Here is a 26,488-nt window from a genome sequence, read left to right as displayed (position 1 = left end):
GAACTTAAAATGGCGATGGAGCCAGTAAATTACTGGACCCATCGCCTATAAAACCAACACGTTTTGTCCTATAACCCCGTCATTAAGCGGGTTTTTGGTATAAAAAAAGAAGGCCATCCATCGGATAACCTTCTTATATGTGGCGGAGAGACAGGGATTTGAACCCTGGGTACGGTATAACCGCACACATGATTTCCAATCATGCTCCTTCAGCCGCTCGGACACCTCTCCATGTATTCTGTTGTGTAACAGGTACTTGTATAGTATATGAAAAAGTTAGATTTATGTCAAGAACAAAATAGTGGAAATATCATAGTTTCATAAGACTTTTAAAAAGCCGTCCCAAAGGACGGCTTTTTGTATGACTATTATAATACTTCTTTGATTTCTTGTGCATCGATGGATGCTTTGATATCATCTGCCATTTTTTCAATAGATGGAATATCTTCTTCTTTTAAAGAGGATTTGATATCAAGAGGTTGGGATACGATTTCCATGTCTTTGAAATCATTTTCAAAGTGAGCAACCATTGTTTTCATAGCAGCAGAAGCCCAGGAATGGTTACCAATAATGGATACTTTATGATTTTGGAAGTTAAGTGCTTTCAATTCATGAATGAAGTTTTCCATAGTAAGGTATAGGTTCAAGTTGTATGTTGGTGCAATTGTTACCAAGTTTGTATATTTCCAAGCATCAGCAATGATGTAGGAGGCATTTGTTTTGGAAACATCGTAAATTTTGATATCTGTAACACCGCGTTTAGACAATTGTTTTGCTAATTGTTGTGCGATGTCACGGGTGTTGCCGTACATGGATCCGAAAGCGATAACAACACCTTTTTTCTCAGCTGTATAGCTAGACCAATGTAAGTATTTATGCAAAATATAGTCAATTGTTTCAGGTGTACGCCAGATTGGACCGTGAAGTGGTGCAATACGTTTTATTTCGAGACCAGAAACCTTGCGGATTGCATTTTGTACTTGAGGACCGTATTTACCAACGATGTTTGTGTAGTAACGACGAGCTTCATCTTCATAAGTAGCTACGAAATCAGTTTGGTCAGCAAAGATGTTGCCATTGATGGTACCGAATGTGCCGAATGCATCGGCAGAGAATAATGTACCTGTAGATTTTTCATAGGTACAAGTTACTTCTGGCCAATGAACCATAGGCATTGTATAGGATACAAGAGTGTGTTTTCCTAGGCAAATTTCGTCGCCTTCTTTTACGGTGTAGTATTGGTCAGGTTTTGGTGTGCGATAGAATTGTTCGAACATGCGGAATGTAGTAGCATTACCAACCATCTTACAATTTGGATAGCGTTCTAAAGTTTCCAATAATGTTTGGCAATGGTCTGGTTCCATATGATTTACGATGATGTAATCAAGATCGCGACCATTTAAAAGGTGAGATAAGTTGTCAAAGTATTCTTCACGAATTTCAGAGTCAACAGCATCTACAACACAAGTTTTTTCATCATCGATGAAATAGCTATTATAGCTAACACCATTTGGAATAGGGAATAAGTTTTCAAAACGTTCTGTGGTCCAGTCATTACTACCAATCCAGTAGATATTATGGGTCATTTTTTGAGCACAATGCATAGTGATATCCTTTCCTTACACATATGTATATACATAACAAACCTCATATATACGATGATGGTTTAATTAATTATATTGACACTTTATAATACAGTTTTTTTCGAAAAAAATCAATATATCGATATATGTCAATGCGTTATAACTGTATAACTTTCACAAATTAGAGTGTATTTCGTAAAAGTTTGTAAATATAGCCCATTCCGAAGAATGGGCTATATAGATTATTTAAAGTATTTTACACCGGATGTGAAAATCGGCATTTCTAAGTTGCCTGGAATATTTTTGCTAATATCTGCACCACAACGTTCGGAGTGCGCCATTTTACCAAATACGCGACCATCAGGACTATAAATACCTTCGATGGCAGCTATGGATTGGTTAGGATTAAAGCGTCCATCCATGGATGCAATACCATCAAAATCGACATATTGTGTAGCGATTTGTCCCGTTTTATTGAACTCTAATACTTGTTGAGGAGAGGCAATAAAGCGACCTTCACCATGAGAAATTGGAACTGTATAAATTTCGCCTGCCTTAGCTTCACACATCCAAGGAGATTTTGTAGAAATAACCTTGGTATTAACCATGCGGGATACATGGCGACCGATTGTGTTGTATGTCAAGGTAGGGTGATCTGATGTTAGTGTTTCAATATGGCCACCAGGCAATAGACCTAATTTAATTAATGCTTGGAAACCGTTACAAATACCTAGAACTAGGCCGTCTTGTTTATAAAGTAGGTTTTCAAGACCTTCTGCAAGATATGGGTTGCGAAATAGGGTAGCCATAAATTTACCAGAACCATCAGGTTCATCGCCACCACTGAAACCACCAGGGAACATAAGCATTTGAGATTCTGCTAATTTAGTTTTGATTACATCAATAGATTCTTTTAATTGTTCTGGCGTTTGGTTGCGGATGAGAATGATGTCTGCAATAGCACCAGCTCGTTCAAAGGCACGAGCAGAATCGAATTCGCAGTTAGTACCTGGAAATACAGGGATAAGCACTTTTGGTTTGGCCCCTAAGGTGGTACTGCGAGGTTTTGCGTGTTGATCATGAATGTACGCCACTGCTTCACCAATACTCGATTTTGCTCGTAATGGGAAGATATCTGCTAATGGGCTTTCGTATGCTTCTTCTATTTCAGCTAGTGTTACAGATTGATCATTCCATTCAATAATAGGTTTATCTTGGGTAACTGCTATAACGCGAACATCGGATAATTCAAGCAAATGGTTAACCGCTGTAATATCCACTTCTACGATGAATGAACCGATGGCAGGTTGGAAAATTGCTCGTTCAGCATATTTGTCGAATTTAACACCAATTTTATTACCGAGAGCCATTTTGGTAACTGCTTCAGGTATGCCTCCTTCATCGATGACATAGGCAGAGTATACGCGGCCTTTTTCAATTTCCTCTTGTAAGATATCACAATTTTCTTTGAAGTGATCCCAGTCAGGTGTATCGTTGTACGTACGAGGTACATCAAAGTATACGAGTCGATGGTTAGGACCTTTTAAATCTTGGCTTACAATATTTTTAACAGGGGCCGTTACTGCAGCAAAAGATACGAGAGTAGGAGGTACTGTTAAATCTATAAATGTACCACTCATGGAATCTTTACCGCCAATGGCGCCAATTTCAAGTTCTTTTTGGGCTTTGTATGCACCTAGTAGTGCTGCTACTGGTTTACCCCAAGATTTTTTGGAGTGTAAACGTTCAAAGTATTCTTGTAAAGTAAGGTATGCATCTTGACGACGACCACCAAGTGCCACAAGTTTTGCAACGGATAATAGAACTGCATATTGTGCGCCATGGTACGGGCTCCAAGCGGATAATTCAGGTATAAAGCCATGTGTCATAATACTAGCAGTTGTTGTTTCTCCTTGAAGGACTGGTAATTTTGCCACCATACCTTGAGTAGGTGTTTTTTGATATTTACCACCAAATGGCATAAGAACTGTATTAGCACCTACTGTGCTATCAAAGCGTTCTGCAAGTCCTTGTTGAGAAGCTGTGTTTAATGTAGATATTGCTTCGAGCCATTGTTCTTTAAAATTGTCAGCACTGGCAGAACCACGGCGGAAATAAGACTTTTCAGCAGGAGCTGTAACTACGGCTTCTTGTTGTTGACTAGCCCCATTTGTATTTAAGAAATCACGACTAATATCGACAATAGTTTCTCCACGCCATGTCATGATGAGACGATTTGTATCGGTAACATCAGCAACAATAGTGCATTCAAGGTTTTCTTCATCGCAATACTTCATAAATGCATCTACATCAGCTGGTGCAATGACGCAAGCCATCCGTTCTTGAGATTCGGAAATGGCAAGTTCTGTACCATCAAGACCATCATATTTTTTAGGTACCAAATCAAGGTTAATAGTAACACCATCTGTTAGTTCGCCAATGGCTACTGAAACACCGCCAGCACCAAAGTCGTTACAACGTTTGATAAGCGTAGTTACTTCTGGACGACGGAATAGACGTTGGATTTTACGTTCTGTAAGGGCATTACCTTTTTGAACTTCTGCACCACATGTAGTTAGAGATTCTAATGTGTGTTCCTTAGAAGAACCTGTAGCACCACCGCAGCCATCACGACCTGTTTTACCACCGAGTAGTACGATGATATCACCTGGTGTTGGTACTTCACGTCGCACTTGATTGCGCGGAGCAGCACCGATAACGGCGCCAATTTCCATGCGTTTTGCCACATAACCTGGATGATAGTATTCTTTAACTTCGCCAGTAGCAAGACCGATTTGGTTACCATAGGAGGAATAACCACGTGCGGCTTCAACAGTAATTTTCTTTTGTGGTAGCTTGCCTTCTAGTGTATCGGCTAGTGGTGTACGTGGGTCTCCACTACCAGTGATGCGCATAGCTTGATACACATAAGAACGGCCACTTAGAGGATCGCGGATACAACCGCCAAGACATGTAGCAGCACCACCAAAAGGTTCGATTTCAGTTGGGTGATTGTGAGTTTCATTTTTGAATAGCAAGAGCCATTCTTCTTCTTTGCCATCTACATCAACAGGGACGATGATAGTACATGCGTTGATTTCTTCGGACTCATCAAGATTAGTAAGACCGCCTGCATGACGCAACTCTTTTACAGCTAAGGTAGCCATATCCATGAGAGAACGAGCTTTCACCTTAGTCGTATATAATAAATTGCGACCTTCCGTGTATTCTTCGAGCGCTTCTTTGATTGGTTCTGTGAAACGGCTATCTTCGATAGTAATATCCGTTAATTCTGTCATAAATGTAGTATGCCGGCAATGATCGGACCAGTACGTATCGAATAACCGTATTTCTGTAATTGTTGGATTGCGTTTTTCTACATTCTTATATTGTTGTTGAATCAATTGAAGATCTGCCAATGTCATAGCGAGTCCGTATTCGCTAATCATATGTTGTAAATTATCTTCTGTCATTTCTGTAAAACCATCAATAATGGCAACATCTTTTGGTTCTTCAAGATTTAGCGCTAATGTATCAGGTACTTCAAGGCTAGCCTCTCTGGAGTCCACCGGATTGATGTAATATTGCTTAATGGTTGCTTTTTCTTTGTCTGTGAAAGTACCCTCTATGATGAAAACGCGTGCACAACGAACAGTATGCCCTGTTGTAAGGGTGAGCATAGAGATACATTGTTCTGCACTATCAGCACGTTGGTCATATTGGCCAGGTACGTATTCGATAGCAAAGACAAAACCGTTTGTTGGAATATCTAATGTTTCTGCTACTAAATCAACAGGTGGTTCAGAAAAAATTAAATGTTTAGCTTTTTGTAATGCTTCTTCGCTAAGATTTTCAACATCGTAGCGTTCATAAATTTGTACGGCTGTAGCTGGTACATGTAATTCTTGCTGTAATGTAGCTAATACCTGTGCTGCTTCATTTGCAAAAGCATCACGTTTTCTTACAAATAGTCTTTGAATAGCCATATAGCCTCCTGTAAAATGCAGAATAAATATGTTCTGGTGTTGACAAGATAAGTATAGTCGGTCTAGACTTATAAGTAAAGATAATCTTACTTATATAAAGATTAACACTACTTATAAATATGAAGGTTTCATGAAGGTCATAAGACCAGAATTTCATGAATTATGACAAATTATCTTGTCCATATGAAAAGTAGCGTATTAATATCTTTTATTACTATAGTATTAGTATATAACAGAGGAGGATAAAATGGCAGTATCAGCAGATCTATATAGATCGTTTTTAGGAGTTGGGTTGTATTTGTCATTTTCTCGCGCTGCAAAAGAGTTAGGTGTTTCGCAGTCTGCAATCAGTCAAAGTATCAAACAGCTAGAAGGGGAATTGAAAATGCCTCTTTTTGTGCGCACTACTAAGTCTGTTGCGTTTACGCCAGAAGGTAAGGAATTATTTGATACAGTAGCCAAGGCTTTTTCCATATTAGATAATGGTATTACTCAGTTACAAGAACGGGTAAATCAAGCTTATGAAAGTTTAAATATTGCTGCTACAGACACATTATGCCGTCATTTTTTATTGCCTTATTTTCATAAATGGCAACTACAAGAGAATCAAATAGGTTTACATATTATTAATAAACCATCTCCTGACTGTGTAGAACTAGTTATTAATAAAGAAGCACAATTAGCGGTGGTAAATGACTATGAAGGCTTACGCAGCAATACGCAACTAGAGGTTACTACTTTAGCGAGTATTCAGGATATTTTTGTCGGAGGCCATGAGTATAAAGGGGCTGGATTCTTTGATCAAGGTCGCTTGCTTAGTGAGCCTATGCTGTTATTGCAAAAGGGGACTGCTAGCCGTACTTTTTTTGATGAGGTAACGCATGGCGCTTGTAGTAAACCTCGTTTTGAATTGAGTAGTGTGGATGTTCTTCTGGATTTGGTGGAAATTAATATGGGGATTGCCATGTTACCAAGTAATGTGGTTCAAGAAAAAATGCAAGAAGGTACTGTTGTGAAAATTGATACTGATATTCCTGTACCAACACGTGATATCGTACTTGTTCGTTCGCGCCTTGTACCTCAATCTGAAGGAGCATCTCGCTTTACAAGTTTATTGGCCAATCGTGAGGATAAACGCGATAAAGTTTTATAAATATGAATTAAAAACACACTTTATTCTTTTTTAAATAAAGTGTGTTTTTTTGTTGACCCTAAGTGTTGATTTACGTTAAAATTTAAAGATAGTTATGCGGAGGTAAAACGAAATGGAATTATTAAAACAACGCATTCGTGAAGAAGGTATTGTCTTAAACAATCGTGTATTAAAAGTTGATGGCTTTTTAAATCATCAAATTGATCCACACTTATTTAAAGCTATTGGTAAAGAAATTGCTAATCGTTATCGTGATGCTGGGGTTCAACGTATTGTTACTATCGAAGCATCTGGTATTGCCTTGGCATTAATGGCCGCTCTTGAATTAGATGTGCCATTAGTATTTGCACGTAAGAAAAAATCAATTTTAATGGTTGATGATGTATATCATTCTGTCGTATATTCTTATACCAAAGAAGAAAATTACGATATCACAATTTCTAAAAAGTTTTTGCCAGCAGGTGAAAAGGTTTTAATTATCGATGATTTCTTAGCATCAGGTGAAGCTGCTATGGGACTTGCTAAGCTTGTTAAAGATGCTGGCGATGAAGTGGTTGGTATGGCAATTGCTATTGAAAAATCCTTTCAACCAGGGCGTGAACGTTTGGAAAATGCTGGATTCCGTGTAGAATCATTGGTGCGCATCAAAGAATTTAAGGATAATGAATGTATTTTTATAGAAGACTAAAATTATAGATTCTTTCGGAGGAAGGTAAACGAAATGAATAAAAAAGCAGAAAAATTTGATGTGCTTGCAGCGGATATTGAAAAAGCAGGCAATAAATGGTTTACAAAAGATGTAATTAAAGGGGATGAATACAATACAGTTGTATATCATGGTCGTTTAGATATTCATGGTAATTCTTTACCTGTATTTATTGTGCTAGATAACTCTGTGTTCTCCTATATTCGTGTTGCTATTACAACTATGAGTATTACAGAGGCAGCTATTAAAAAAGTATTACCAAAATTGAATGAACTTAACCAACAATATAAGGTAACAAAATATTATGTAAATGATGAAGATAGTAACATCTATACAGATATTTCTGTACCATCTACAGAGGAAACATTTGAACCAGCTGTTTTGGTTAATCTCATGTTAGAGGTTATTAAACCTCACTTGGATGAAGTGCATCCAGATATTTTGAAAATTGTAGGTCAAGCAAAATAAGAGGTCATTATGAATCCTAAAGCATTAGCCTTTGATAAATTTATGAAGGCAGAAGAGGTTACGGCTTTTGAGCGTAAAGATTTTGAAGATGAAGATGGTACAGTTGTATATCGTTCATATATAAAATCACCGCTCTGGGATATGCCGTTGTTCGTAATCTTAGATAATAGTATTTATAGCGTTATTCGTCTTGTCCTTGGACCTGAAAAGGTTACTGCACAGAATATGACAGCTATCAATGCATTGATTAACCGTGAAAATGCAACATATAAGAATTATAAATTCTATATTGATGAACAAGATTCTACTCTATATTTAGATTGTGTTTATATGTGTGCTAATGATGAGTTTATACCAGAGTTGATGTATGCATTAATGACATCGATTGTGGATTACATTCCTGAAGCTGTAGGCGATTTAAAAAGTGCCTTTGAAAGTAATATACAATAAAATATGAATTTCTAATTTATCTTAACAGATAGTTAGTCATAATCTTTAGAAATTGTAAAAGACTCTTATACATCGGTATAGGAGTCTTTTTGGTATTGATGAGTATTAGTACATAATAATTATTATTCGTATTATTTCGACTGATTGTATATAAAAATAATATAAAGTTCGATATATATCGAACGATTATAAAAATTAATATAATTATTATTCGAAAAATGATTGACCGATAGAAAGTGGTCTGTTACAATTTAATTACAGATAAGGAGGCGTTATCATGAAGAGGCATATTACCCTAACATCCGTTACTAGTATGATGATTTTTGCTAACGCTATCAGTGTGTAAACTCGGCTTTTTTAGTCGAGTTTTTTTATTAAGGAGGAACAATGAAGGTTGGCATTATTATGGGCAGTAAATCTGACCTAGATACAATGAAAAAAGCATCTGCTATATTAGATGAATTCAACATTCCTTATGAAATGGTTATTGCCTCTGCACATCGTACGCCAGAGGCTGTTAAGTCCTTTGTGGAACGCCTAGAATCAGAAGGAGCTATCGCATTTATCGCTGGTGCCGGCGCTGCAGCACATCTACCTGGAGTGATTGCAAGTTTTACTACCGTACCTGTTATTGGTATTCCTCTTAATGCAACTGCATTGAAAGGGATTGATGCCCTTTTGGCAATTGTACAAATGCCTTCTGGTATGCCAGTAGCAACAATGGCGGTGGACGGTGCTAAAAATGCAGCATTGTTTGCAGTTCAAATTGGTGCAACTTTCAATAAAGAGCTGAAAGAAAAATATGTAACCTATCGTAAAGATATGGCGGATAAAGTTTTAGCTGATAATGCTACATTACAAGCAGAATTAAATAAATAATATTACATAGGAGGATTATTATCATGGCTAATATCGATTTGGAAAAATTAACACTTTTATACGAAGGCAAAGCAAAACAAGTGTATCAAACAGATGACAAAGAAACGTATATTGTTCATTATAAAGATGATGCCACTGCATTTAATGGTGAAAAACATGATACTATTCTTGGTAAAGGTGTATTAAATAATAAAATCTCTTCTTTCTTTTTTGAACTGTTGAAAAAAGAAGGTATACCAACACATTTTGTTCGTCGAGATGATGATCGTAATCAAACTGTATTAACATTAAAGATCGTTCCTTTAGAAGTTATCGTTCGTAATATTGCTGCTGGTTCAATGGCTAAACGTTTTGGATTAGAAGAAGGCACACCTCTTAAACATCCAATCCTTGAATTTTGCTATAAAGATGATGAATTAGGAGACCCATTTGCCAACGAATCCCAAATCACAGCTCTTGGCTGGGCAACACAAGAACAATTGGATAGAATTTCCGAAATTACTATGAAGGTAAACGATATCCTTAAAAACTTCTTGGCTACTAAGAATGTAACATTAGTCGATTTCAAACTTGAATTTGGTACACATAATGGGGAAGTATTACTTGGTGATGAAATCTCTCCTGATACATGTCGTTTCTGGGATGCTACAACAGGTGAAAAACTCGATAAAGACCGCTTCCGTCGTGACCTTGGCAATATTGAAGAAGCTTATAAAGAAATGTTATTCCGCTTAACAGGCGAACGTGCATAACCTGGGGGTTATTGATGAACTACGATCCGATTTTTGACAAATGGCATGAAGAATGTGGCGTGTTCGGTGTATTTGATCGCACTGTTGATGTTGCACGATATGTATATTGGGGATTGTTTGCCCTTCAACATCGCGGACAAGAAAGTGCGGGGATTGCTATTACTGATGGTAATGAAGTGGCACTAAAAAAAGGCATGGGTTTATTGACTGAAGCAATTAAAGAATTACCTACATTGAAAAGCCATATGGGGACTGGTCATGTGCGGTATTCTACAACAGGATCTAATAATCCACGTAATATTCAACCACTAGTCATTCATTATCAAGGTGGACAAATTGCGGTAGCTCATAATGGCAATTTGACAAATGCTTTAGAAATCCGTCGCCGACTTGAAGCAGATGGTTCCATTTTTCAAACAACTATGGATTCAGAGGTTATCGTAAATTTAATTGCTCGCTCTAAAGCTGATACACAAGAAGAACGCATTGCTGATGCAGCGCGGCAAATTGAAGGAGCGTTTTCCTTGGTCATTACTACTAATGACTCTCTTGTTGGGGTACGTGATCCGCAAGGCTTTAGACCTCTTTGTTTAGGTAAGACGGAACATGGCTATGTTTTATCTAGTGAAAGCTGTGCCTTTGATGCTATCAAAGCTGAATTTATTCGGGATATAGATCCTGGTGAAATGGTTATTATCGATGATCGTGGCGTGCGTAGTACAATGTATGCAGAACCTCAAAAAATTGATAAAAAATTATGTGTTTTTGAATATATTTATTTTGCGCGCTCTGATAGTAAAATTGATGGCCAATCTGTATATGAAACGCGACTTAATATGGGACGTGAATTATATAATGAAACTAAATATGATGCAGATATCGTTATGTCTATTCCAGACTCTGGTACGACAGCTGCTCTTGGCTATGCTCGTGCATCGGGTATCCCTTTTGCAGAGGGATTAATTAAAAATCGATACAGTGGACGTACATTTATTAAACCGAACCAAGAAGAACGAGAACTAGCAGTGCGAATGAAATTAAATGCTATGCCAAAGATTGTTGGCGGCAAGCGCATCGTTTTAATAGATGATTCTATCGTTCGTGGTACTACAAGTAGTCTTATTGTTAAAATGTTAAAAGAGGCTGGCGCCAAGGAAATTTATATGTGTGTTAGCTCGCCCGCTATTGAATATTCCTGTCATTATGGTATTGATACATCAGTTCGTAAAGAATTGATTGCGGCTACACATACAATTGAAGAAATTAGAGATTATATTAAGGCCGATAAATTGCATTATCTATCAAGAGAAGGGTTGTGCCGAGCTGTTAGCGATGTACCAGAAGAGGATTTATGTTTCGCTTGTTTCAATGGTGATTACAGGGTAGATGTGCCTACAGAGCAAGAGGAAGGGGTCAAATATGTGCTCGAATAAAACAGGATTAACTTATCGCGATGCAGGTGTAGATATCGATGCTGGCAATAAAGCTGTAGAGTTGATGAAAGAATCTGTTAAAAGAACATATACAGCAGGTGTTGTAGGTGATTTAGGTGGCTTTGGTGGTCTTTACTCCTTAGCAGGTCACTTTATGAAAGAACCGATGCTTGTATCCGGTACAGACGGAGTGGGCACCAAATTGCGCCTCGCTATCATGATGGATAAGCATGACACAATCGGCCAAGACTGTGTTGCTATGAGCGTTAATGATATTCTTGTACAAGGTGCAACACCGTTATTCTTCTTAGACTATGTAGCTGTTGGCAAACTCAATCCGGTACAAGTCGCTGATATTGTACGCGGCGTTGCTAATGCTTGTGAAGAATCTGGATGTGCTCTTCTTGGTGGGGAAACAGCTGAAATGGCTGGCTTCTATGGTGAAGGTGACTATGATGTGGCAGGTTTTGCCGTAGGTATTGTAGATCGATCTAAATTAATCACTGGTGAACATATTAAGGCTGGTGACGTTATTCTTGGCTTGCCATCTTTTGGTGTTCATTCCAATGGGTTCTCCTTGGTTCGTAAAATCATTTTCGACCATAAGGGTTTCTCTATAGATCAAGACATTCCAGAATTTGGTAAAACACTTGGTGAAGAATTATTAACACCAACACGCTTGTATCCTAAGGCCGTATTGCCTTTGATTAAAGAAAATTATATTAAAGGTATGGTTCATATCACAGGTGGCGGTTTCTATGAAAATATTCCGCGCGTACTACCTGATGGTGTCACGGCGGAGGTAGATTGTGATACATGGCCACGCCTTTCTGTGTTTACAAAATTGCAAGAATGGGGCAATGTGGATTGGCATGAAATGTACCGCACGTTCAACATGGGGATTGGTATGATTTTAATCGTTGATGTCAATGACGTAGATAAGGTAAAAGCTAATCTTGAAAGCCGAAATGAAGCGGTATATGAAATTGGTCATATTGTTTCAGGCGAAGGTCCTGTTGTCGTAAAAGGGGCTGTATTTAATGATTAATTCCCTCCCTAAAAAGCGCCTCGCTTTGTTTGCTAGCGGTAGAGGATCAAATGGAGAAGCACTTTATAAGGCGATGCAAGAAGGGCTTATCAAAGGCGAGTTTGTTATTATTATTACAGACCATGCCGATGCTGGTATTGTAGAACGCTCTAAAGACTGGGGTATTCCACTCATTGCTATTGAACGCAGTCAATTTGATTCAAAACAAGCCTTTGAACAAGCACAATTAGAGGCACTAGAGCCATATCATGTCGATGGTATTGTATTGGCAGGCTACATGCGTATTGTAGGGTCCGGCCTTATTGCTCGCTATGAACATAAGATTTTAAATATCCACCCCGCCTTGTTGCCATCTTTTCCAGGCCTTCATGGTCATCAACAGGCTATCGATGCCGGTGTAAAAATAACAGGTTGTACTGTTCATTTTGTAGATGCTGGTATGGATACAGGTCCTATCATCATGCAAAATACAGTTCCTGTATATCCAGATGATACAGAGGATACTTTGTCCGAACGATTATTGCCCGTAGAACATGCGACGTATCGTGAAGCACTTCGTTTGTTCTGTGAGGATGCATTACGTATAGAAGGACACATTGTACATTATATTTAGGAGGAACGATGATTCAAAACGCATTACTTAGTGTTTCTGATAAAACAGGTATTGTTGACTTTGCCAAAGGTCTTGTAGAGTTAGGGGTAACTATCTATTCTACAGGTGGCACGTTGAAAGCTATTACTGATGCAGGCGTTCCTGCAAAGGCTGTAGAATCTCTTACTGGTTTTCCTGAAATGATGGATGGTCGTGTAAAAACGTTACATCCAAAGGTACATGGTGGTATCTTAGCGATTCGAGATAATGCAGAGCATCAAGCTGCTATGGAAGAACATGGTATTTTGCCAATTGATTTAGTGGTTGTAAATTTATATCCATTCCGTGAAACAATTGCAAAACCAAATGTTTCCTTAGAAGACGCCATTGAAAATATCGATATTGGTGGACCAACCATGGTGCGTTCTGCGGCTAAAAATAATGCTTATGTAGGTATTGTAGTTAACCCTAATCACTATGATGAAGTTTTAGAAATGCTTAAAACGAATGGTTCATTAACTCAAGAATATCGTTTAGCATTGGCTAAAGAAGCATTTGCTCATACAGCAGCGTATGATACGGCCATTGCTAATTATATGAGCGGCGTAATTGGAGAAGGCCCTACACCTCCTGAATATTTAAGTGCTTATGAAAAGGTTATGGACCTTCGTTATGGAGAAAATCCTCATCAAAAGGCCGCTTTTTATAAAGAAATTGGTAAGGCTCACGGTATGGGGGCATTGAAACAATTACATGGTAAGGAGTTATCCTATAACAATATCGTCGATATGGAAGCGGCGTGGAATATGGTATGGGAATTTGCTGATCCTGCGGCATGTATTATTAAACATACTAATCCTTGTGGTGCCGCTACGGCAACTACATTACATGATGCATATGTCAATGCTTATGAAGCTGATTCCGTATCCGCCTTTGGTGGCATTGTAGCATTAAATCGCGAAGTTGATGTAGTTACGGCAGAAGAAATGAGTAAGATTTTCTTAGAGGTTATTATGGCGCCAGCTTTCACAAAAGAAGCCTTAGATATCTTGGAAGCAAAGAAAAATATTCGGCTCATCGAGTTATCTAAGCCAGAACATGGTCAAGTGACTGTGAAAAAGGTGTCTGGTGGTATGCTCGTACAAACTGAGGATGATATTATAGAAGATCGTGCCAATTATAAGGTTGTTACTAAGGCACAACCTACAGAAGAACAATGGAAAGCCCTTGAATTTGCATGGAAACTTGTAAAACATGTAAAATCTAATGCTATTTTAATTTCTAACGAGAAACGTACACTCGGTGTTGGCGCCGGTCAAATGAATCGCGTTGGATCTGCTAAAATCGCTCTTGAACAAGCAGGAGAGGGGGCAAAAGGGGCCGTTCTTGCATCTGATGCATTCTTCCCATTTGGCGATACCGTTGAAACGGCGGCTCAGCATGGTATAGCTGCCATTATCCAACCAGGTGGTTCTATCCGTGATGAAGAATCCATTAAGGCCGCTGATGAAGCTGGTATTGCTATGGTATTTACAGGCATTCGTCATTTTAAACATTAATTAAGTATAATGCATGTGTAACCTCAATGCTACGTTCAAACCTTGTTTGTAGGTGATGTATCAAGTGTTGAGGTTGCTGTGTTTATGATGTTTGGGAGGTAACCATGAAGGTTTGCGTAATTGGTAATGGCGGTCGCGAACATGCTATTGCGTGGCGTTTATCTATCAGTCCAAGTGTGGAGAAGGTGTATGCTATTCCTGGTAGTGCAGCTATGAAAAATTGTGCAGAATTAGTAGGCATTGATTGGGAACAAACAGATCTCCTTATTAGGTTCTTAAAAGATAATAAGATAGAACTTGTTGTTGTAGGCCCTGAAGCACCTCTTGTAGCTGGACTTACTGATGCATTAAATGAAGCGGAGATTTCTGTATTCGGACCATCTAAGGCTGCTGCTCAATTGGAAGGCTCTAAGGTTTTTGCTAAAAATCTCATGAAAAAATATAATATCCCAACTGCTACTTACGGAGTATTTTCCGATGCAGATGAAGCAAAACAATTCATTGCTGAAACCGGAGCACCTATTGTAGTAAAAGCAGATGGATTAGCGGCCGGTAAGGGGGTTGTTGTAGCTATGACTATTGACGAAGCCGATGCAGCTGTTGATGATATGCTTAGTGGCAATCGTTTTGGTGTGGCTGGTAGCACTGTTGTTATTGAGGAATTTATGGAAGGTGAAGAAGCGAGTCTTCTTGCCTTTGTGGATGGTAAAACTGTGATTCCTATGATTGCCTCTCAAGACCATAAACGTATCTTTGATGGTGATAAGGGCCCTAACACGGGGGGGATGGGAACTTATGCACCAGCACCTGTGTTAACTGATGCATTACGCAATGAAGCGATGAAGACTATTTTAGAACCTATGGTAGCAGCTATGGCAAAAGAAGGAATGCCCTATGTGGGCTGTCTCTATGCAGGCCTTATGATTACTAATGAAGGACCTAAGGTGGTAGAGTTTAATGCACGCTTTGGTGATCCAGAGACGCAAGTGGTATTGCCGTTGCTAGAAGGTGATTTAGGTCAAATTATGATGGCCTGTGCTACTGGTACATTACGGTCCAACATGGTAAAATGGAATGACTCTTCTGCTGCTTGTGTTATCCTTGCTTCAAAAGGCTATCCAGAAACTTCATCTAAAGGTGATGTTATCTTAGGTGAACTTGTACAATATGATACATCCATTATTTTCCATTCCGGAACGAAGCTAGAAGGTGACCATTATGTCACGAATGGTGGGCGTATTCTCGGTGTTGTAGGACTGGGTAAGGACTTACGGACCGCTTTAGAACGTGCCTATGAGCGCGTAGATCATATTACCTTTAAGGGTATGCAATATCGCAAGGATATTGGTGCAAAAGCTTTCAAATAATATATAATCCCCTATACTTTATGAGCTATACATAAGGTATAGGGGATTTTACACTATCTATAATTTAATATGTACCCGTGATATAATAATATCGATAAATATAGACCTACCAATACCGTTGATGTTTGGAGGTTAATAGACTCTATTTTTCTTTGTAATAGCGATATACCATTATGATTTATAATAAAGAACCGTTACAACTGAATAGTCCCATAGCCTTTTGGCTTAATTTCCCCAATGAGGAACGCGTTTTTTGGGTGGACAGGCAAAGTGATCGTATTGTTGTAGGCGCTAAACGTCTAGCCACAGTTAAAGATGATGAGGACCGGCATAATTATGCATACGTATTTTATGGGGATACTTTTTTTGACACCTCAAAAGATCCTAAATGGTCGGGGATGGGGCATGAAATGATTGCGTTTACCCATTACTATATCGTAGAAAATGGGGAATCTTTTTATTTGCATGCTGGTAAAAGCCTACCTATCGTTGATTTTGATGTACCAAATGTTCGGCATACCTTTACTGAAACTAGTGATGATAAAGGAGCTTGGGACAACTTGATGAATGCTATTTCAGACGGGATTAGTCGTGGCGAGATGACAAAGGTGGTTGCATCTCGTGAGGTACAATTCACAAGTGATGCACCCTATAATGTTGCTAGTATCTTGGCGAATTTGGTTGAGAATAATCCGAACTGTTTTATCTTTGGTTATGAAAAGGATGGGCGCACCTTTGTTGGGGCTTCTCCAGAAATTTTAGTCCGTCATCGTGGTTCTGAAATTCTTAGCTATGCACTGGCTGGGACAGCGCCAAAGGACGGACCTAATGCATGGACTAAAGAACAGTTATTATCAGATGAGAAAAATCTGTTTGAACATAATATTGTTCGCGATCGTATCGTACATACAATGAGAGAGGTGACTCCAGATATTTCCGTTGGTAAAACGGAGATTATGGAGCTCGCTCATTTATATCATTTGAGAACTATTATAACAGCCCAGGATGGTACAAAGTCGCTTATTGAATGGGCCAAGTTATTACATCCTACACCGGCACTTGGCGGAGAACCAAGAGAGAAGGCATTGGCCTTATTACAACACTATGAAGCCCATGAGCGTGGTATGTATGCTGCTCCGTTTGGCTTTATGAAGGATATGGGAGATGGTATCATTGTTGTTGCTATTCGCTCTGCTCTAATTATGGATAATATTCTGTATGCATACGCTGGGTGTGGTGTAGTTGCTGATTCTGATGCGGATGAAGAATATATAGAAACGAATAATAAGATGCGTACTATACTAGATGCATTGTAAACGTTAAAGGATAGGTATGAAATTACTATATGGTAAGGTGAGTCATATATGTGTTACCTATGGTATGGAGAATTTACATGAATGAATATATCGCCTCATTAGTAGATGAGTTCGCTCAATTAGGCATCACACATGCTGTGTTTAGCCCTGGTTCTCGTTCTACAACGATGGCCATGCTATTTAGAGAACATGGTGCCTTTGAAACCTATATGAATATTGATGAGAGGTCTGCAGGGTTTATGGCTTTAGGTATCGCCAAGGGACATAGAAAACCTGTAGTCCTTGTGTGTACGTCTGGTTCAGCCGTAGCGCATTATATGCCGGCTGTGTTAGAAGCACAATATAGCGGTGTGCCATTGATTATTCTGTCTGCTGATCGACCTCATACATTGCAACATGTAGGGGCTCCACAAACAGTAGACCAACAAAAACTATTCGGAACTGCCGTTAATTATTACGAGGAATTAGCTGTGCCACAACAGGATCATTACTATACATATCCGCGCCTAGTAGCTCGTAAGGCTTATATGAAGTCTATGGATGTGAAAAGGGGCCCCGTGCATATTAATGTACCGCTCTTTGAACCATTAGTTCCAGAGTTGGATAAAAAACATTTTTCCTGTGGACAACGACCATTTTCGGTGGTTCCTGCTGTTATTCAACCAAGTGACGTGCACGCTATATATGACCTTCTTAGGGATAAAAAGGTGCTTATCTTAGCAGGGCCAAGTATGAATCTTGAGGATGCCGATGCCATTCTTGGTTTATCTAATATATTCCATGCACCAATATTAGGCGATCCATTGTCTAATATGCGCCGTGTCTACGATGAACGAGTTATTACATCTTATGATGCATTGCTTTCACAAGAGGGGTATCGAGATACATTACAACCGGATTGCATTTTACAGATTGGGCAGATGGTCGTATCTAAACGTGTTCAGCAGTGGGTGGCATCTATGCAACATACACAAATGATATCTGTTAGCCCAACAATGGACTATACGAATCCTGCAGGAAACACGACACTCTTTGTACAATCGACACCACAAGGTTTGGTTGATGCACTGAAAATGCAGGTTTTTAATCTTCATGCAATGGAAAATGAGGAATATGCAGAAGGGGCTGATGAGGAACTTGATACAGCGGATAATGGCTATCTAGCTACATGGATTCATGCAGATAGAGTAGGGCGTAAACAACTCGATACCGTAGCTATGGAACAAGAGTTATTTGAAGGATATACGATTCATCTCTTACAAGAACTATTGCCGGAACGTAGTCAGATTATGGTTGCCAATAGTATGAGCATTCGAGATATGGATTATTTCTGGTCTGGTCATCGTCATAGTGCTATTATCTATGGTAACCGTGGCGTTAACGGTATTGATGGTACCGTTTCAACGGCCCTTGGCATCGCTACAAATGGCATGCCTATCGTATTGCTTACGGGGGACTTGACCTTTTTTCACGATTTGAATGGCTTAGCCGTGGCGAAAACACATTCGTTAAATGTAACCATCATTGTTCATAATAATGATGGGGGTGGTATTTTTGAATATTTGCCTCAAAAGGGAACTCCGCATTTTGATTACTTGTTTAGTACGGCACAAGGATTAGATTACAGTGGTCTTGCCACACTGTATGGTATCGATTTTGTACGTGTTTTTAATAATGATGAATTGAAAGCTGCGTTGCAAAACTATGTAGGTACAACGGGTGTGCATGTCATTGAAATTCCAACGTCTAAAGAACGAAGCAGGGAACTACATAAGTTATATACGACAATACCTACGGGGGAGGACCGACTATGAGCCAATATGCGTGCAGTATTATAGATAACTCCATATACAATCTAGCACTTCGCATGTATATCGACCTTGGTGAGTATCGATATGGGGTGACGTTAGTTGGTGCTGGTAAATCTCTTGTGTGTTTACATGGCTTTTCTGAGTCTGGTTATACTTGGGATGGCATCGTTGTACCGGGCTATCAGCTTATCCGTATCGATACGATTGGTCACGGCGATTCAGATATACCAGAGGATGAGAGCGCCTTTTCTATTCCTTCTATGCTTAATGATTTGCATACGGTGATTTCTGCCGTGGCTGGTGAGAGCTATTCGCTTATGGGCTATTCTATGGGAGCACGATTAGCATTACTTTACGCTCTTACGTATGGTTCAGAAATTGAAAACCTTATTTTAGAGAGTGGCTCTGTTGGTATTGAATCGGATGGAGAGCGACAAGCGCGTAAAGAGTCAGATGAACAACTGGCACTAGCTATAGAAGACAATGATGGGCGTTGGTTTGCTACTAAATGGTCGGGAATCTCTATTTTTAAAAGCCAAAGCCAGCTTTCACCAATCGTACATGACAAATTGTTCCAACGACGAGCACATAATAGTCCCTATGCACTAGCGGCTACGTTGCGAGGTTCGGGGCAGGGCGTCATGCCCTATGTAGGCCATCGGTTACAAGAATTATCTATGCCATCTCTATATATTAGTGGCGCACTAGATACAAAATATACTACAATAGGAGAAGAGCGGTTTAGTAATTTACCAAACTGTGACCATGTCATCGTCAATGGGGCGGGACATAATGTACATTTAGAAAAGCCAGGCCCGTTTATGACGGCTTTAGCAGATTTTTTATATAAGGAAAGGTAACATCCATGAGCAAATTTGATTGGAAAGTATTGGATCGTAATTATGAAGATGTAATTTATGAAACCTATAATGGTATTGCAAAAATCACGATTAATCGCCCAGAAGTGCGTAATGCATTTCGCCCTAAAACTGTAATTGAGCTTATTGATGCATTTACAATTGCTCGTGATGATGCAGAAATCGGCGTTATTATCTTAACTGGCGCTAACCATGGCCAAGGTGAAGATAAAGAGGCATTCTGCTCCGGTGGTGATCAACGTGTGCGTGGCAATGGCGGTTATGTAGGTGATGATAATATTCCTCGTCTTAACGTACTTGATTTGCAACATTTAATCCGCATCATTCCAAAACCTGTTATCGCTATGGTAAATGGTTTTGCTATTGGCGGTGGTCATGTATTGCACATCGTATGTGATCTTACCATCGCTTCTGAAAATGCAAAATTCGGTCAAACAGGCCCTCGTGTAGGTTCCTTTGATGCTGGTTATGGTGCTGGTTATTTAGCACGTATGATTGGTCATAAACGTGCACGTGAAGTATGGTTCCTTTGCCGTCAATACACGGCTGCTCAAGCTTATGAAATGGGTATGGTTAACTGCGTAGTACCATTCGACAAATTAGAAGAAGAAACGGTGCAATGGTGTAATGAGATTTTGGCATTATCTCCAATGGCATTGCGCATGTTAAAAGCATCCTTCAATGCAGATACTGATGGTCTTGCAGGCTTACAACAATTTGCAGGGGATGCAACGTTGATGTACTATACAACAGATGAAGCTAAAGAAGGTCGTGATGCGTTTAAAGAAAAACGTAAACCAGACTTCAAACAATTCCCTAAATTCCCTTAATCGGAATATGGTTAATAGTTCTTATTTTATAGATTTGAATTATTTACATGATACGTGTAGTGCGCCTCTATATGAGGCGCCTTTCTTATACATGTATGTTTTATAGTTTTTATGGTTAGCTATGAGGTGAGATGATGGAATGGTTACAATACGGAAAACAGCACTATCCGAATCGCATATGTATGAATGAATATACTTATTACGATATATATAGTGCTGTTGTGTATGTGGCCACTCGGCTACAAGCAGTACAAGATAAACGCATCGCTATTATTTCGGATAATTCCGCAACAATGGCTGTATATCTCTTGGCAGCTATGTTAGTTCGTAAAGAAGTGCTTTTACTAAATGTACATCTTACAGAGAGTGAAATTGACAATCAGTTATGTCAGCTACATATTAAAACTGTATTACATAGTGCTAAAAGGCAGAAACAAGTTCCACAATCTGTAACTTCCTTTGCCTTTAAATCTATGGCAGATATATTAAATGATGCTACTGTAGATGATTGTTTTGATTGGTCTATTAATGATGATCATTCTATTGCAGCTATCATGAATACAAGTGCTACAACGGGGCACTTTAAATCAGTGCCACTTCGTTGGAGGCAAATTAAAGCTCATGTACAAGCATCACAAGAGGTGCTAGGTCGGACTGAAGAGGATAATTGGCTCATGGTGTTGCCATTGTTTCATGTAAGTGGATTATCCATCTTGATGAGATCGCTTTATAATGGTACTGCTATGACTATTATGGACTCTTATGACGAAGATCGAGTACTTCAATATATTCATGATAGTCGTATTAATATGATGTCTTTGGTACCAACCATCTTAAAAAACTTGGAGCCTCGCATTACACATCATCAATTACGCGTTATTTTATTGGGTGGCGAATTTATTCCTCGTCCTCTAGTAGATGCGTGTATTATAAAGCAGTTACCGATTTATAAGACTTATGGTATGACGGAAACTTTTAGTCAAAGTGTGACTATGCCTGTATTATCAAATTTAAATAAACTTGATTCAGTAGGTAAGCCTTTGGCAGGAATGAACGTACAGATTGTAAATCCAGATGTGGATGGAGTAGGAGAAATCCATTTAGATGGGCCCATGGTTATGAGTGGTTATATCAATCGCGAATCGATTCATGGCGATTTTAATACCGATGATATGGGCTATCTCGATGAGGATGGATTCTTATACATTTTGAACCGCCGTACAGATTTAATTATTTCTGGAGGTGAAAATATTTACCCAAAGGAAATAGAAGATCTTGTATATTCGATGGATGGTGTAAAGGAATGTGCTGTTGTTCCTGTAGCCGATATGAAATGGGGGCAGGTGCCCGCACTATTTGTTGCTTTTGATCATGTGGATACATTAGAAACTGATTTGAAGATGACTGTGCGAGACCATATTGCTAGTCAGTTAGCCAAATACAAGGTGCCTAAATATATTACGATTATGGATGCGTTGCCACGTAATGGTACAGGGAAGATTATGCGTAAATCGTTGATATCGTATCTCGATATGACTGAGTTCCATGGAGGTTCTCATGAGTGATATATTGAACTTTAAGTCTATAACAACGTATCGTGTAGCTTTACCGTTAAAGTTTGAATTTAAAACGGCTAAAGGTTCTGTTCGAGTTCGTGAAAGTATTATCATACTTATTGAGGACCAACAAGGGTATATAGGCTATGGAGAATGTGTGGCTTTCACGGATCCTTTCTATACGGCCGAGACGGTTGATTCGGCATGGCAGCAATTAGTAGATACTTATATATTAGAGTTGCGATTGATGCGGCCAAAACCATTGATGGCCTATATTCGTCAATTACAATTCTGGTTGAAACGTGATAATATGCCTATGACGATAGCGGGGCTTGAAAACGCATTGATTAACTTAGATTGCAGCCGAAAGGGTGTAAACTCCGTAGCCTATATTATGGGAGAATCATTAAAACCTACCATTTCAAATGGCATCGTCATTGGTGACGTGTCCATGGATGAACTATTGGACCTCGTGGAACAGTATGTATCCAATGGTTGTGAACGAATTAAACTTAAGGTATCGCCTCGCGATGGTTATGAACGGACAAGACTTGTGCGTGAGACCTATCCAAAACTAGCCTTATCCGTTGATGCCAATCAAAGTTACTCCTATGACCAGCTAGATATGGTGGCAGCCTATAATGATTTGAATTTGCTTTGCATAGAAGAACCTTTTAGCATAACGAATTTGGTAACATATAAGGCGTGGAAGGTATCGTTGCCTAATTGGCCTATTACGACACCTATTTGTTTAGATGAGTCTATTTTGTCTTATGATGACTTATCTTATGCTATAGAGCATAGATTAATCGATGTGCTTAATGTAAAGATAGGGCGTTTTGGTGGATTAATACAGACGCGTGCTGCTATTCTACGATGCCGAGAAGCAGGTATTCCATACTGGATTGGTAGCATGGTTGAATCAGGCATTTCTAAGATGTTACATGTTCAACTAGCAGCTTTAGGTGATACCTATATGGCAGGGGATTTATCCGATTTTAATCGCTATTTTGAACATGACCTGATCAATCCAGAAATTTTATTTACTGATGGGGCTATGCAGGTGCCTAATGGTGCTGGCCTTGGTGTTGATGTATTGGATAATCGTATTGAGGAATATACAGTGGAGAAACGAACACTATGACAATGATAGAAGCATTACAAATCGATTGTGTAGAGTTAACTGGGACTACCAGTGGGCAAGCAGTGATGCATTTAACTGGATATCATGCGCAACCACAAGGATATCTTAATGGTGGCGCCACTTTGGCTTTTGGTGAAATTGTATCAGGCCTGCTCAGCAATCAATTGATAGCAGATGATCAATTTGCTGTAGGTCAATCGGTAACTGCAAATCACATGCGTCCTATGAAAGCAGAAGGCGATTTAATTGCTGAAGGGCATTTACTATTACAAGGAAAAACATCTCACGTTTGGCGCTTTGATATGTATGATGAGCACCATCGTTTGATATCTCAAGTTACCGTAACCTGTGCGATAGTACCTAAAAATCGATAAGAAAAAAGACCTCTTTTGTATCAAATACGTTTGTAGAGGCCAATAACAGAAAAATCCTCCACCGGCCGGATCTGTCTACGCCCTTCGGGCTTCGCAGGGCCAAAGTCGAATTTTTCTGTCATTAGCCTCTATTCGTATTAAGATACATAAAGAGGTCTTTATTTTCTTGTGATTTTATAGAGTGCTTCGATATTTGGGATATCATAGATAGCCCAAGTTCCGTCTCCGATGTGTTTCATAAGTACTCGGATGGGAGTTGTTTGGTTGGTCTTGGTGTTATGAATTGTTACGGTTACAGTGGCGGTGTTTCCATCATCTTCAGAAGTAATGTTCTTGATTTCTAGATGACGTTGTTTGAATAACTCACCTCGTTGAATACGGTCAATCATAGAGAATGTATTAGATGTATCTTGTTCTTCATTTTCGTTATTTGTATCATTTGCAGATTTAAAACTATCTGGATTTTCTACATATTTACGAATTACATCATCAAGTAGCGCTGGACCAAATGTTTTAGTAGCTGCTACAGCGGCTTTACCTAATGGTGAAGATGTATCTACATAGGTGTTGCCTTCCCGAGTGACAATGTTTTTGACTAATGATGTTGTATCAATATGTTCTAACACTGTATCCGCATCTTTATTTTCTACAGCTTCACGAATAGTTTGGAATGTATAAACTGGTGTATGTGGAATATACCATAAGAAATACCATGTAGCGCTTAGTATGGCTATGATGGCAATGATGATTGTTATTGTTAAGGCTTTTGATTTCATAATATTGCTCCAATATACATAATACTTATATTCTAACACATAAACTGCTCCTTCTCTATAGTTGTCAGCTTATTATGTTACAGGTATAATAAAGTATATTCATTTTATATTCATCATTAAAATGAATATGTAAGAGAGGAGTTAAAAATGAAAGACAAATTAATACTAAAAGCTCTGGTTTGCAGTGCTTTTTTGTGCAGCGTAAGCGTGGGAACTGTGGCTGCAGCTGTGAGTGCTGGTGTAAAAGTTGGGGATACTGAACAAAGTAGCTGGATGGATCGTACGGATATCGGTATTGGGGTACAAGGAAGTCAAAAAGATGACTATCGTGATTATAAGACCGCGGTTAACCCACGTCATCTTAGCACCCCGGTATTATTTCATAGTGAGCATAGTGTTAAACAAAAAATTAAAGCACAATATTTTATAGAAACTATACAACCTGTAAAGCGTTATGACGATAAGTCTAAATCTCTATTATTCGTACAAGGACGTTTAGATGGAAATGGTGGGGATAAAATAAATACCCGAGCCTATTGGTATGGTGGTAACGGTGATAGAGCTTTACAACAACCTTATTATTATGATAAAGGTGAAACTATCGAACATGATTCTCTTGGTGTAGTTGCTAGTGTTGGTGTTGGTTATCGTCGACTTAGTGAGCATGAGCATGCTTATGTAGGTGGAAATATATTTTATGATTATGCCGTTAAGGATAAACTCTCTCGTGTTGGGGCGGGTATGGAATATGTTTCTGGTTTAAATACGATAAGTGCTAATGTGTATCATGGCTTATCAGAGAAAAAGACAGAACCATATCCTTTTTGGAATGGTCTTACTATGATACCTGGAGCAGATTTATTTCATGATACAATGCCAGGTGATCCATTAGCGGATACACCTAATGGAATGCTTCGATATCGATATGCCTATGAACATGTTTTAGATGGTTTTGATATACGATATACCCGAGATTATAAGAATGCTCGTTGGGTTTCCACCTATATAGATGCATATCAATGGAAAACAAAAAGTCCAAGCGAGCATCCTGAAAATATGTACTATATTAATCAACATAAGTGGAATTCTATACATGGTGTTAAAGTTGGGGCTAAATTGAATGTAACGCCACACATCGCTGTTGACTTAGGATTTAACAAGAGTAATATTACTTCTGTGGAACCTTATGTATCTGTAATGTATACATTAGGTAAATCTAGATATGCATACTTTGGCGGGAAGCATAGTGAAGATACTATAACTACAGCTCGCTCTAAAATGCTCAATAAGGTTAAACGTAGCGATATGGTTGTTGAGTCCTATTGGGAACAAAACTATCGTGAACATTCATGGGATCATGTATAAGTATATAACAATGGTTTTGATACCATAATAAATAACTTCATATAGCATATTTTAATTGGCACCTAGTTTTCTTAAAAAGGCTTAGGTGCCAGTCTTATTCCTATCATTTGAGGTATAATCTTAAGTATATTCAAGTATACTGAATATAAATGGCTATTATATACGATTTTTGATGTATATTTCTTATTTCTATATATTTTGGAAAAATTCATTTAAAAATTAGAAAAAAGTACTTGCATTATATTAGTGGCTCATGTTAATATATACGAGTAGTCAACGAGAGTTGATACGCGGCCCCGTGGTGTAGCGGTTAACATGTCGCCCTGTCACGGCGAAGATCGTCAGTTCAAATCTGATCGGGGTCGCCATTTTTTTTTACAAAAAACATGCCTCGGTAGCTCAGTCGGTAGAGCAACGGACTGAAAATCCGTGTGTCGACAGTTCGATTCTGTCCTGAGGCAC

Annotated in this window: 22 protein-coding genes and 3 tRNA genes; 21 read left to right on the top strand and 4 right to left on the bottom strand. The window is 38.8% G+C overall.

The window, feature by feature from the left end:
* Positions 1 to 140: 140 nt before the first annotated feature.
* From Q0E20_RS07605 to Q0E20_RS07595, 3 genes are all read right to left on the bottom strand, one after another.
* Positions 141 to 231, bottom strand: a tRNA-Ser gene (locus Q0E20_RS07605).
* A 137-nt stretch (positions 232 to 368) separates the two neighbouring features.
* The gene (locus tag Q0E20_RS07600; protein WP_295998578.1) at positions 369 to 1,604 is read right to left on the bottom strand and encodes an FprA family A-type flavoprotein; all 1,236 of its coding nucleotides are present in this window, start codon (positions 1,602 to 1,604) and stop codon (positions 369 to 371) included.
* Between the two features lie 221 nt (positions 1,605 to 1,825).
* Complete coding sequence (locus tag Q0E20_RS07595; RefSeq protein WP_295998575.1) at positions 1,826 to 5,569, bottom strand: phosphoribosylformylglycinamidine synthase; 3,744 nt, start codon at positions 5,567 to 5,569, stop codon at positions 1,826 to 1,828.
* 247 nt (positions 5,570 to 5,816) lie between these two features.
* Here Q0E20_RS07595 and Q0E20_RS07590 point away from each other — a divergent pair, with 247 nt between their 5' ends.
* The 18 genes from Q0E20_RS07590 (at position 5,817) to Q0E20_RS07505 (ending at position 23,885) form a co-directional block, all read left to right on the top strand.
* Positions 5,817 to 6,722 (top strand): LysR family transcriptional regulator, encoded by a 906-nt coding sequence (locus Q0E20_RS07590; RefSeq protein WP_295998572.1) that lies wholly within the window; start codon positions 5,817 to 5,819, stop codon positions 6,720 to 6,722.
* Between the two features lie 112 nt (positions 6,723 to 6,834).
* A complete protein-coding gene (locus tag Q0E20_RS07585) occupies positions 6,835 to 7,410 on the top strand; it encodes a xanthine phosphoribosyltransferase (RefSeq protein ID WP_295998570.1) in 576 nt (191 codons plus the stop codon).
* 33 nt (positions 7,411 to 7,443) lie between these two features.
* Entirely contained in the window at positions 7,444 to 7,896 is a 453-nt protein-coding gene (locus Q0E20_RS07580; protein WP_295998568.1) for a hypothetical protein, read from the top strand.
* A 9-nt stretch (positions 7,897 to 7,905) separates the two neighbouring features.
* Positions 7,906 to 8,346: a hypothetical protein gene (locus Q0E20_RS07575; protein WP_295998565.1), complete on the top strand. Its 441-nt coding sequence runs from the start codon at positions 7,906 to 7,908 to the stop codon at positions 8,344 to 8,346.
* Positions 8,347 to 8,733: 387 nt separating this feature from the next.
* Positions 8,734 to 9,225 carry a 5-(carboxyamino)imidazole ribonucleotide mutase gene (purE, locus tag Q0E20_RS07570; RefSeq protein WP_295998562.1) on the top strand — a complete coding sequence of 164 codons (492 nt, stop codon included), beginning with the start codon at positions 8,734 to 8,736 and terminating at the stop codon, positions 9,223 to 9,225.
* Positions 9,226 to 9,248: 23 nt separating this feature from the next.
* Positions 9,249 to 9,977, top strand: coding sequence for a phosphoribosylaminoimidazolesuccinocarboxamide synthase (gene purC / locus Q0E20_RS07565; protein WP_295998560.1), 729 nt, complete (start codon positions 9,249 to 9,251; stop codon positions 9,975 to 9,977).
* 14 nt (positions 9,978 to 9,991) lie between these two features.
* Complete coding sequence (gene purF, locus Q0E20_RS07560) at positions 9,992 to 11,410, top strand: amidophosphoribosyltransferase (RefSeq protein ID WP_295998557.1); 1,419 nt, start codon at positions 9,992 to 9,994, stop codon at positions 11,408 to 11,410.
* On the top strand, positions 11,397 to 12,458 hold the full coding sequence (gene purM, locus Q0E20_RS07555; RefSeq protein WP_295998554.1) for a phosphoribosylformylglycinamidine cyclo-ligase: 1,062 nt from the start codon (positions 11,397 to 11,399) through the stop codon (positions 12,456 to 12,458). Before purF ends, purM begins: the two co-directional genes overlap by 14 nt.
* Positions 12,451 to 13,071, top strand: a complete 621-nt coding sequence (purN, locus tag Q0E20_RS07550) for a phosphoribosylglycinamide formyltransferase (protein WP_295998551.1) — start codon at positions 12,451 to 12,453, stop codon at positions 13,069 to 13,071. Before purM ends, purN begins: the two co-directional genes overlap by 8 nt.
* A gap of 8 nt (positions 13,072 to 13,079) precedes the next feature.
* Positions 13,080 to 14,609 carry a bifunctional phosphoribosylaminoimidazolecarboxamide formyltransferase/IMP cyclohydrolase gene (purH, locus tag Q0E20_RS07545; protein WP_295998548.1) on the top strand — a complete coding sequence of 510 codons (1,530 nt, stop codon included), beginning with the start codon at positions 13,080 to 13,082 and terminating at the stop codon, positions 14,607 to 14,609.
* Between the two features lie 104 nt (positions 14,610 to 14,713).
* Entirely contained in the window at positions 14,714 to 15,976 is a 1,263-nt protein-coding gene (gene purD, locus Q0E20_RS07540) for a phosphoribosylamine--glycine ligase (RefSeq protein WP_295998545.1), read from the top strand.
* 173 nt (positions 15,977 to 16,149) lie between these two features.
* A complete protein-coding gene (locus Q0E20_RS07535; protein ID WP_295998542.1) occupies positions 16,150 to 17,292 on the top strand; it encodes an isochorismate synthase in 1,143 nt (380 codons plus the stop codon).
* Between the two features lie 77 nt (positions 17,293 to 17,369).
* Positions 17,370 to 19,106: a 2-succinyl-5-enolpyruvyl-6-hydroxy-3-cyclohexene-1-carboxylic-acid synthase gene (menD, locus tag Q0E20_RS07530; protein WP_295998541.1), complete on the top strand. Its 1,737-nt coding sequence runs from the start codon at positions 17,370 to 17,372 to the stop codon at positions 19,104 to 19,106.
* On the top strand, positions 19,103 to 19,963 hold the full coding sequence (menH, locus tag Q0E20_RS07525) for a 2-succinyl-6-hydroxy-2,4-cyclohexadiene-1-carboxylate synthase (RefSeq protein WP_295998540.1): 861 nt from the start codon (positions 19,103 to 19,105) through the stop codon (positions 19,961 to 19,963). Before menD ends, menH begins: the two co-directional genes overlap by 4 nt.
* 5 nt (positions 19,964 to 19,968) lie before the next feature.
* On the top strand, positions 19,969 to 20,811 hold the full coding sequence (gene menB / locus Q0E20_RS07520) for a 1,4-dihydroxy-2-naphthoyl-CoA synthase (protein ID WP_005377688.1): 843 nt from the start codon (positions 19,969 to 19,971) through the stop codon (positions 20,809 to 20,811).
* A gap of 131 nt (positions 20,812 to 20,942) precedes the next feature.
* Positions 20,943 to 22,376, top strand: a complete 1,434-nt coding sequence (gene menE / locus Q0E20_RS07515) for an o-succinylbenzoate--CoA ligase (protein WP_295998534.1) — start codon at positions 20,943 to 20,945, stop codon at positions 22,374 to 22,376.
* On the top strand, positions 22,369 to 23,511 hold the full coding sequence (gene menC / locus Q0E20_RS07510; protein ID WP_295998532.1) for an o-succinylbenzoate synthase: 1,143 nt from the start codon (positions 22,369 to 22,371) through the stop codon (positions 23,509 to 23,511). Before menE ends, menC begins: the two co-directional genes overlap by 8 nt.
* Positions 23,508 to 23,885 carry a PaaI family thioesterase gene (locus Q0E20_RS07505; RefSeq protein ID WP_295998529.1) on the top strand — a complete coding sequence of 126 codons (378 nt, stop codon included), beginning with the start codon at positions 23,508 to 23,510 and terminating at the stop codon, positions 23,883 to 23,885. The genes menC and Q0E20_RS07505 overlap by 4 nt, the downstream gene beginning before the upstream one ends.
* 158 nt (positions 23,886 to 24,043) lie before the next feature.
* Here Q0E20_RS07505 and Q0E20_RS07500 read toward each other — a convergent pair whose 3' ends face one another.
* Positions 24,044 to 24,661, bottom strand: a complete 618-nt coding sequence (locus tag Q0E20_RS07500; protein ID WP_295998526.1) for a DUF2939 domain-containing protein — start codon at positions 24,659 to 24,661, stop codon at positions 24,044 to 24,046.
* Between the two features lie 147 nt (positions 24,662 to 24,808).
* Between Q0E20_RS07500 and Q0E20_RS07495 the strand changes: the two genes are divergently transcribed.
* The 3 genes from Q0E20_RS07495 to Q0E20_RS07485 all read left to right on the top strand — a co-directional run bounded on the left by Q0E20_RS07495 (position 24,809) and on the right by Q0E20_RS07485 (position 26,487).
* Positions 24,809 to 26,026 (top strand): inverse autotransporter beta domain-containing protein, encoded by a 1,218-nt coding sequence (locus tag Q0E20_RS07495; RefSeq protein WP_295998524.1) that lies wholly within the window; start codon positions 24,809 to 24,811, stop codon positions 26,024 to 26,026.
* 292 nt (positions 26,027 to 26,318) lie between these two features.
* Positions 26,319 to 26,394 (top strand) — tRNA-Asp (locus Q0E20_RS07490).
* 20 nt (positions 26,395 to 26,414) lie between these two features.
* Positions 26,415 to 26,487 (top strand) — tRNA-Phe (locus Q0E20_RS07485).
* Position 26,488 lies beyond the last annotated feature (1 nt).

Source organism: uncultured Veillonella sp., from assembly GCF_934230905.1.
In the GTDB taxonomy this organism is placed as follows: Bacteria; Bacillota; Negativicutes; order Veillonellales; family Veillonellaceae; genus Veillonella.
The sequence above is the reverse complement of the archived record's forward strand: the minus strand, read 5'-3'. Positions and strand labels throughout refer to the sequence as shown.

Excerpts from the sequence above, each read along its gene's own strand:
- Q0E20_RS07600 (WP_295998578.1), bottom strand. The coding sequence starts at position 1,604 with ATGCATTGTGCTCAAAAAATGACCCATAATATCTACTGGATTGGTAGT.
- Q0E20_RS07595 (WP_295998575.1), bottom strand. The coding sequence starts at position 5,569 with ATGGCTATTCAAAGACTATTTGTAAGAAAACGTGATGCTTTTGCAAAT.
- Q0E20_RS07590 (WP_295998572.1), top strand. The coding sequence starts at position 5,817 with ATGGCAGTATCAGCAGATCTATATAGATCGTTTTTAGGAGTTGGGTTG.
- Q0E20_RS07585 (WP_295998570.1), top strand. The coding sequence starts at position 6,835 with ATGGAATTATTAAAACAACGCATTCGTGAAGAAGGTATTGTCTTAAAC.
- Q0E20_RS07580 (WP_295998568.1), top strand. The coding sequence starts at position 7,444 with ATGAATAAAAAAGCAGAAAAATTTGATGTGCTTGCAGCGGATATTGAA.
- Q0E20_RS07575 (WP_295998565.1), top strand. The coding sequence starts at position 7,906 with ATGAATCCTAAAGCATTAGCCTTTGATAAATTTATGAAGGCAGAAGAG.
- purE (WP_295998562.1), top strand. The coding sequence starts at position 8,734 with ATGAAGGTTGGCATTATTATGGGCAGTAAATCTGACCTAGATACAATG.
- purC (WP_295998560.1), top strand. The coding sequence starts at position 9,249 with ATGGCTAATATCGATTTGGAAAAATTAACACTTTTATACGAAGGCAAA.
- purF (WP_295998557.1), top strand. The coding sequence starts at position 9,992 with ATGAACTACGATCCGATTTTTGACAAATGGCATGAAGAATGTGGCGTG.
- purM (WP_295998554.1), top strand. The coding sequence starts at position 11,397 with ATGTGCTCGAATAAAACAGGATTAACTTATCGCGATGCAGGTGTAGAT.
- purN (WP_295998551.1), top strand. The coding sequence starts at position 12,451 with ATGATTAATTCCCTCCCTAAAAAGCGCCTCGCTTTGTTTGCTAGCGGT.
- purH (WP_295998548.1), top strand. The coding sequence starts at position 13,080 with ATGATTCAAAACGCATTACTTAGTGTTTCTGATAAAACAGGTATTGTT.
- purD (WP_295998545.1), top strand. The coding sequence starts at position 14,714 with ATGAAGGTTTGCGTAATTGGTAATGGCGGTCGCGAACATGCTATTGCG.
- Q0E20_RS07535 (WP_295998542.1), top strand. The coding sequence starts at position 16,150 with ATGATTTATAATAAAGAACCGTTACAACTGAATAGTCCCATAGCCTTT.
- menD (WP_295998541.1), top strand. The coding sequence starts at position 17,370 with ATGAATGAATATATCGCCTCATTAGTAGATGAGTTCGCTCAATTAGGC.
- menH (WP_295998540.1), top strand. The coding sequence starts at position 19,103 with ATGAGCCAATATGCGTGCAGTATTATAGATAACTCCATATACAATCTA.
- menB (WP_005377688.1), top strand. The coding sequence starts at position 19,969 with ATGAGCAAATTTGATTGGAAAGTATTGGATCGTAATTATGAAGATGTA.
- menE (WP_295998534.1), top strand. The coding sequence starts at position 20,943 with ATGATGGAATGGTTACAATACGGAAAACAGCACTATCCGAATCGCATA.
- menC (WP_295998532.1), top strand. The coding sequence starts at position 22,369 with ATGAGTGATATATTGAACTTTAAGTCTATAACAACGTATCGTGTAGCT.
- Q0E20_RS07505 (WP_295998529.1), top strand. The coding sequence starts at position 23,508 with ATGACAATGATAGAAGCATTACAAATCGATTGTGTAGAGTTAACTGGG.
- Q0E20_RS07500 (WP_295998526.1), bottom strand. The coding sequence starts at position 24,661 with ATGAAATCAAAAGCCTTAACAATAACAATCATCATTGCCATCATAGCC.
- Q0E20_RS07495 (WP_295998524.1), top strand. The coding sequence starts at position 24,809 with ATGAAAGACAAATTAATACTAAAAGCTCTGGTTTGCAGTGCTTTTTTG.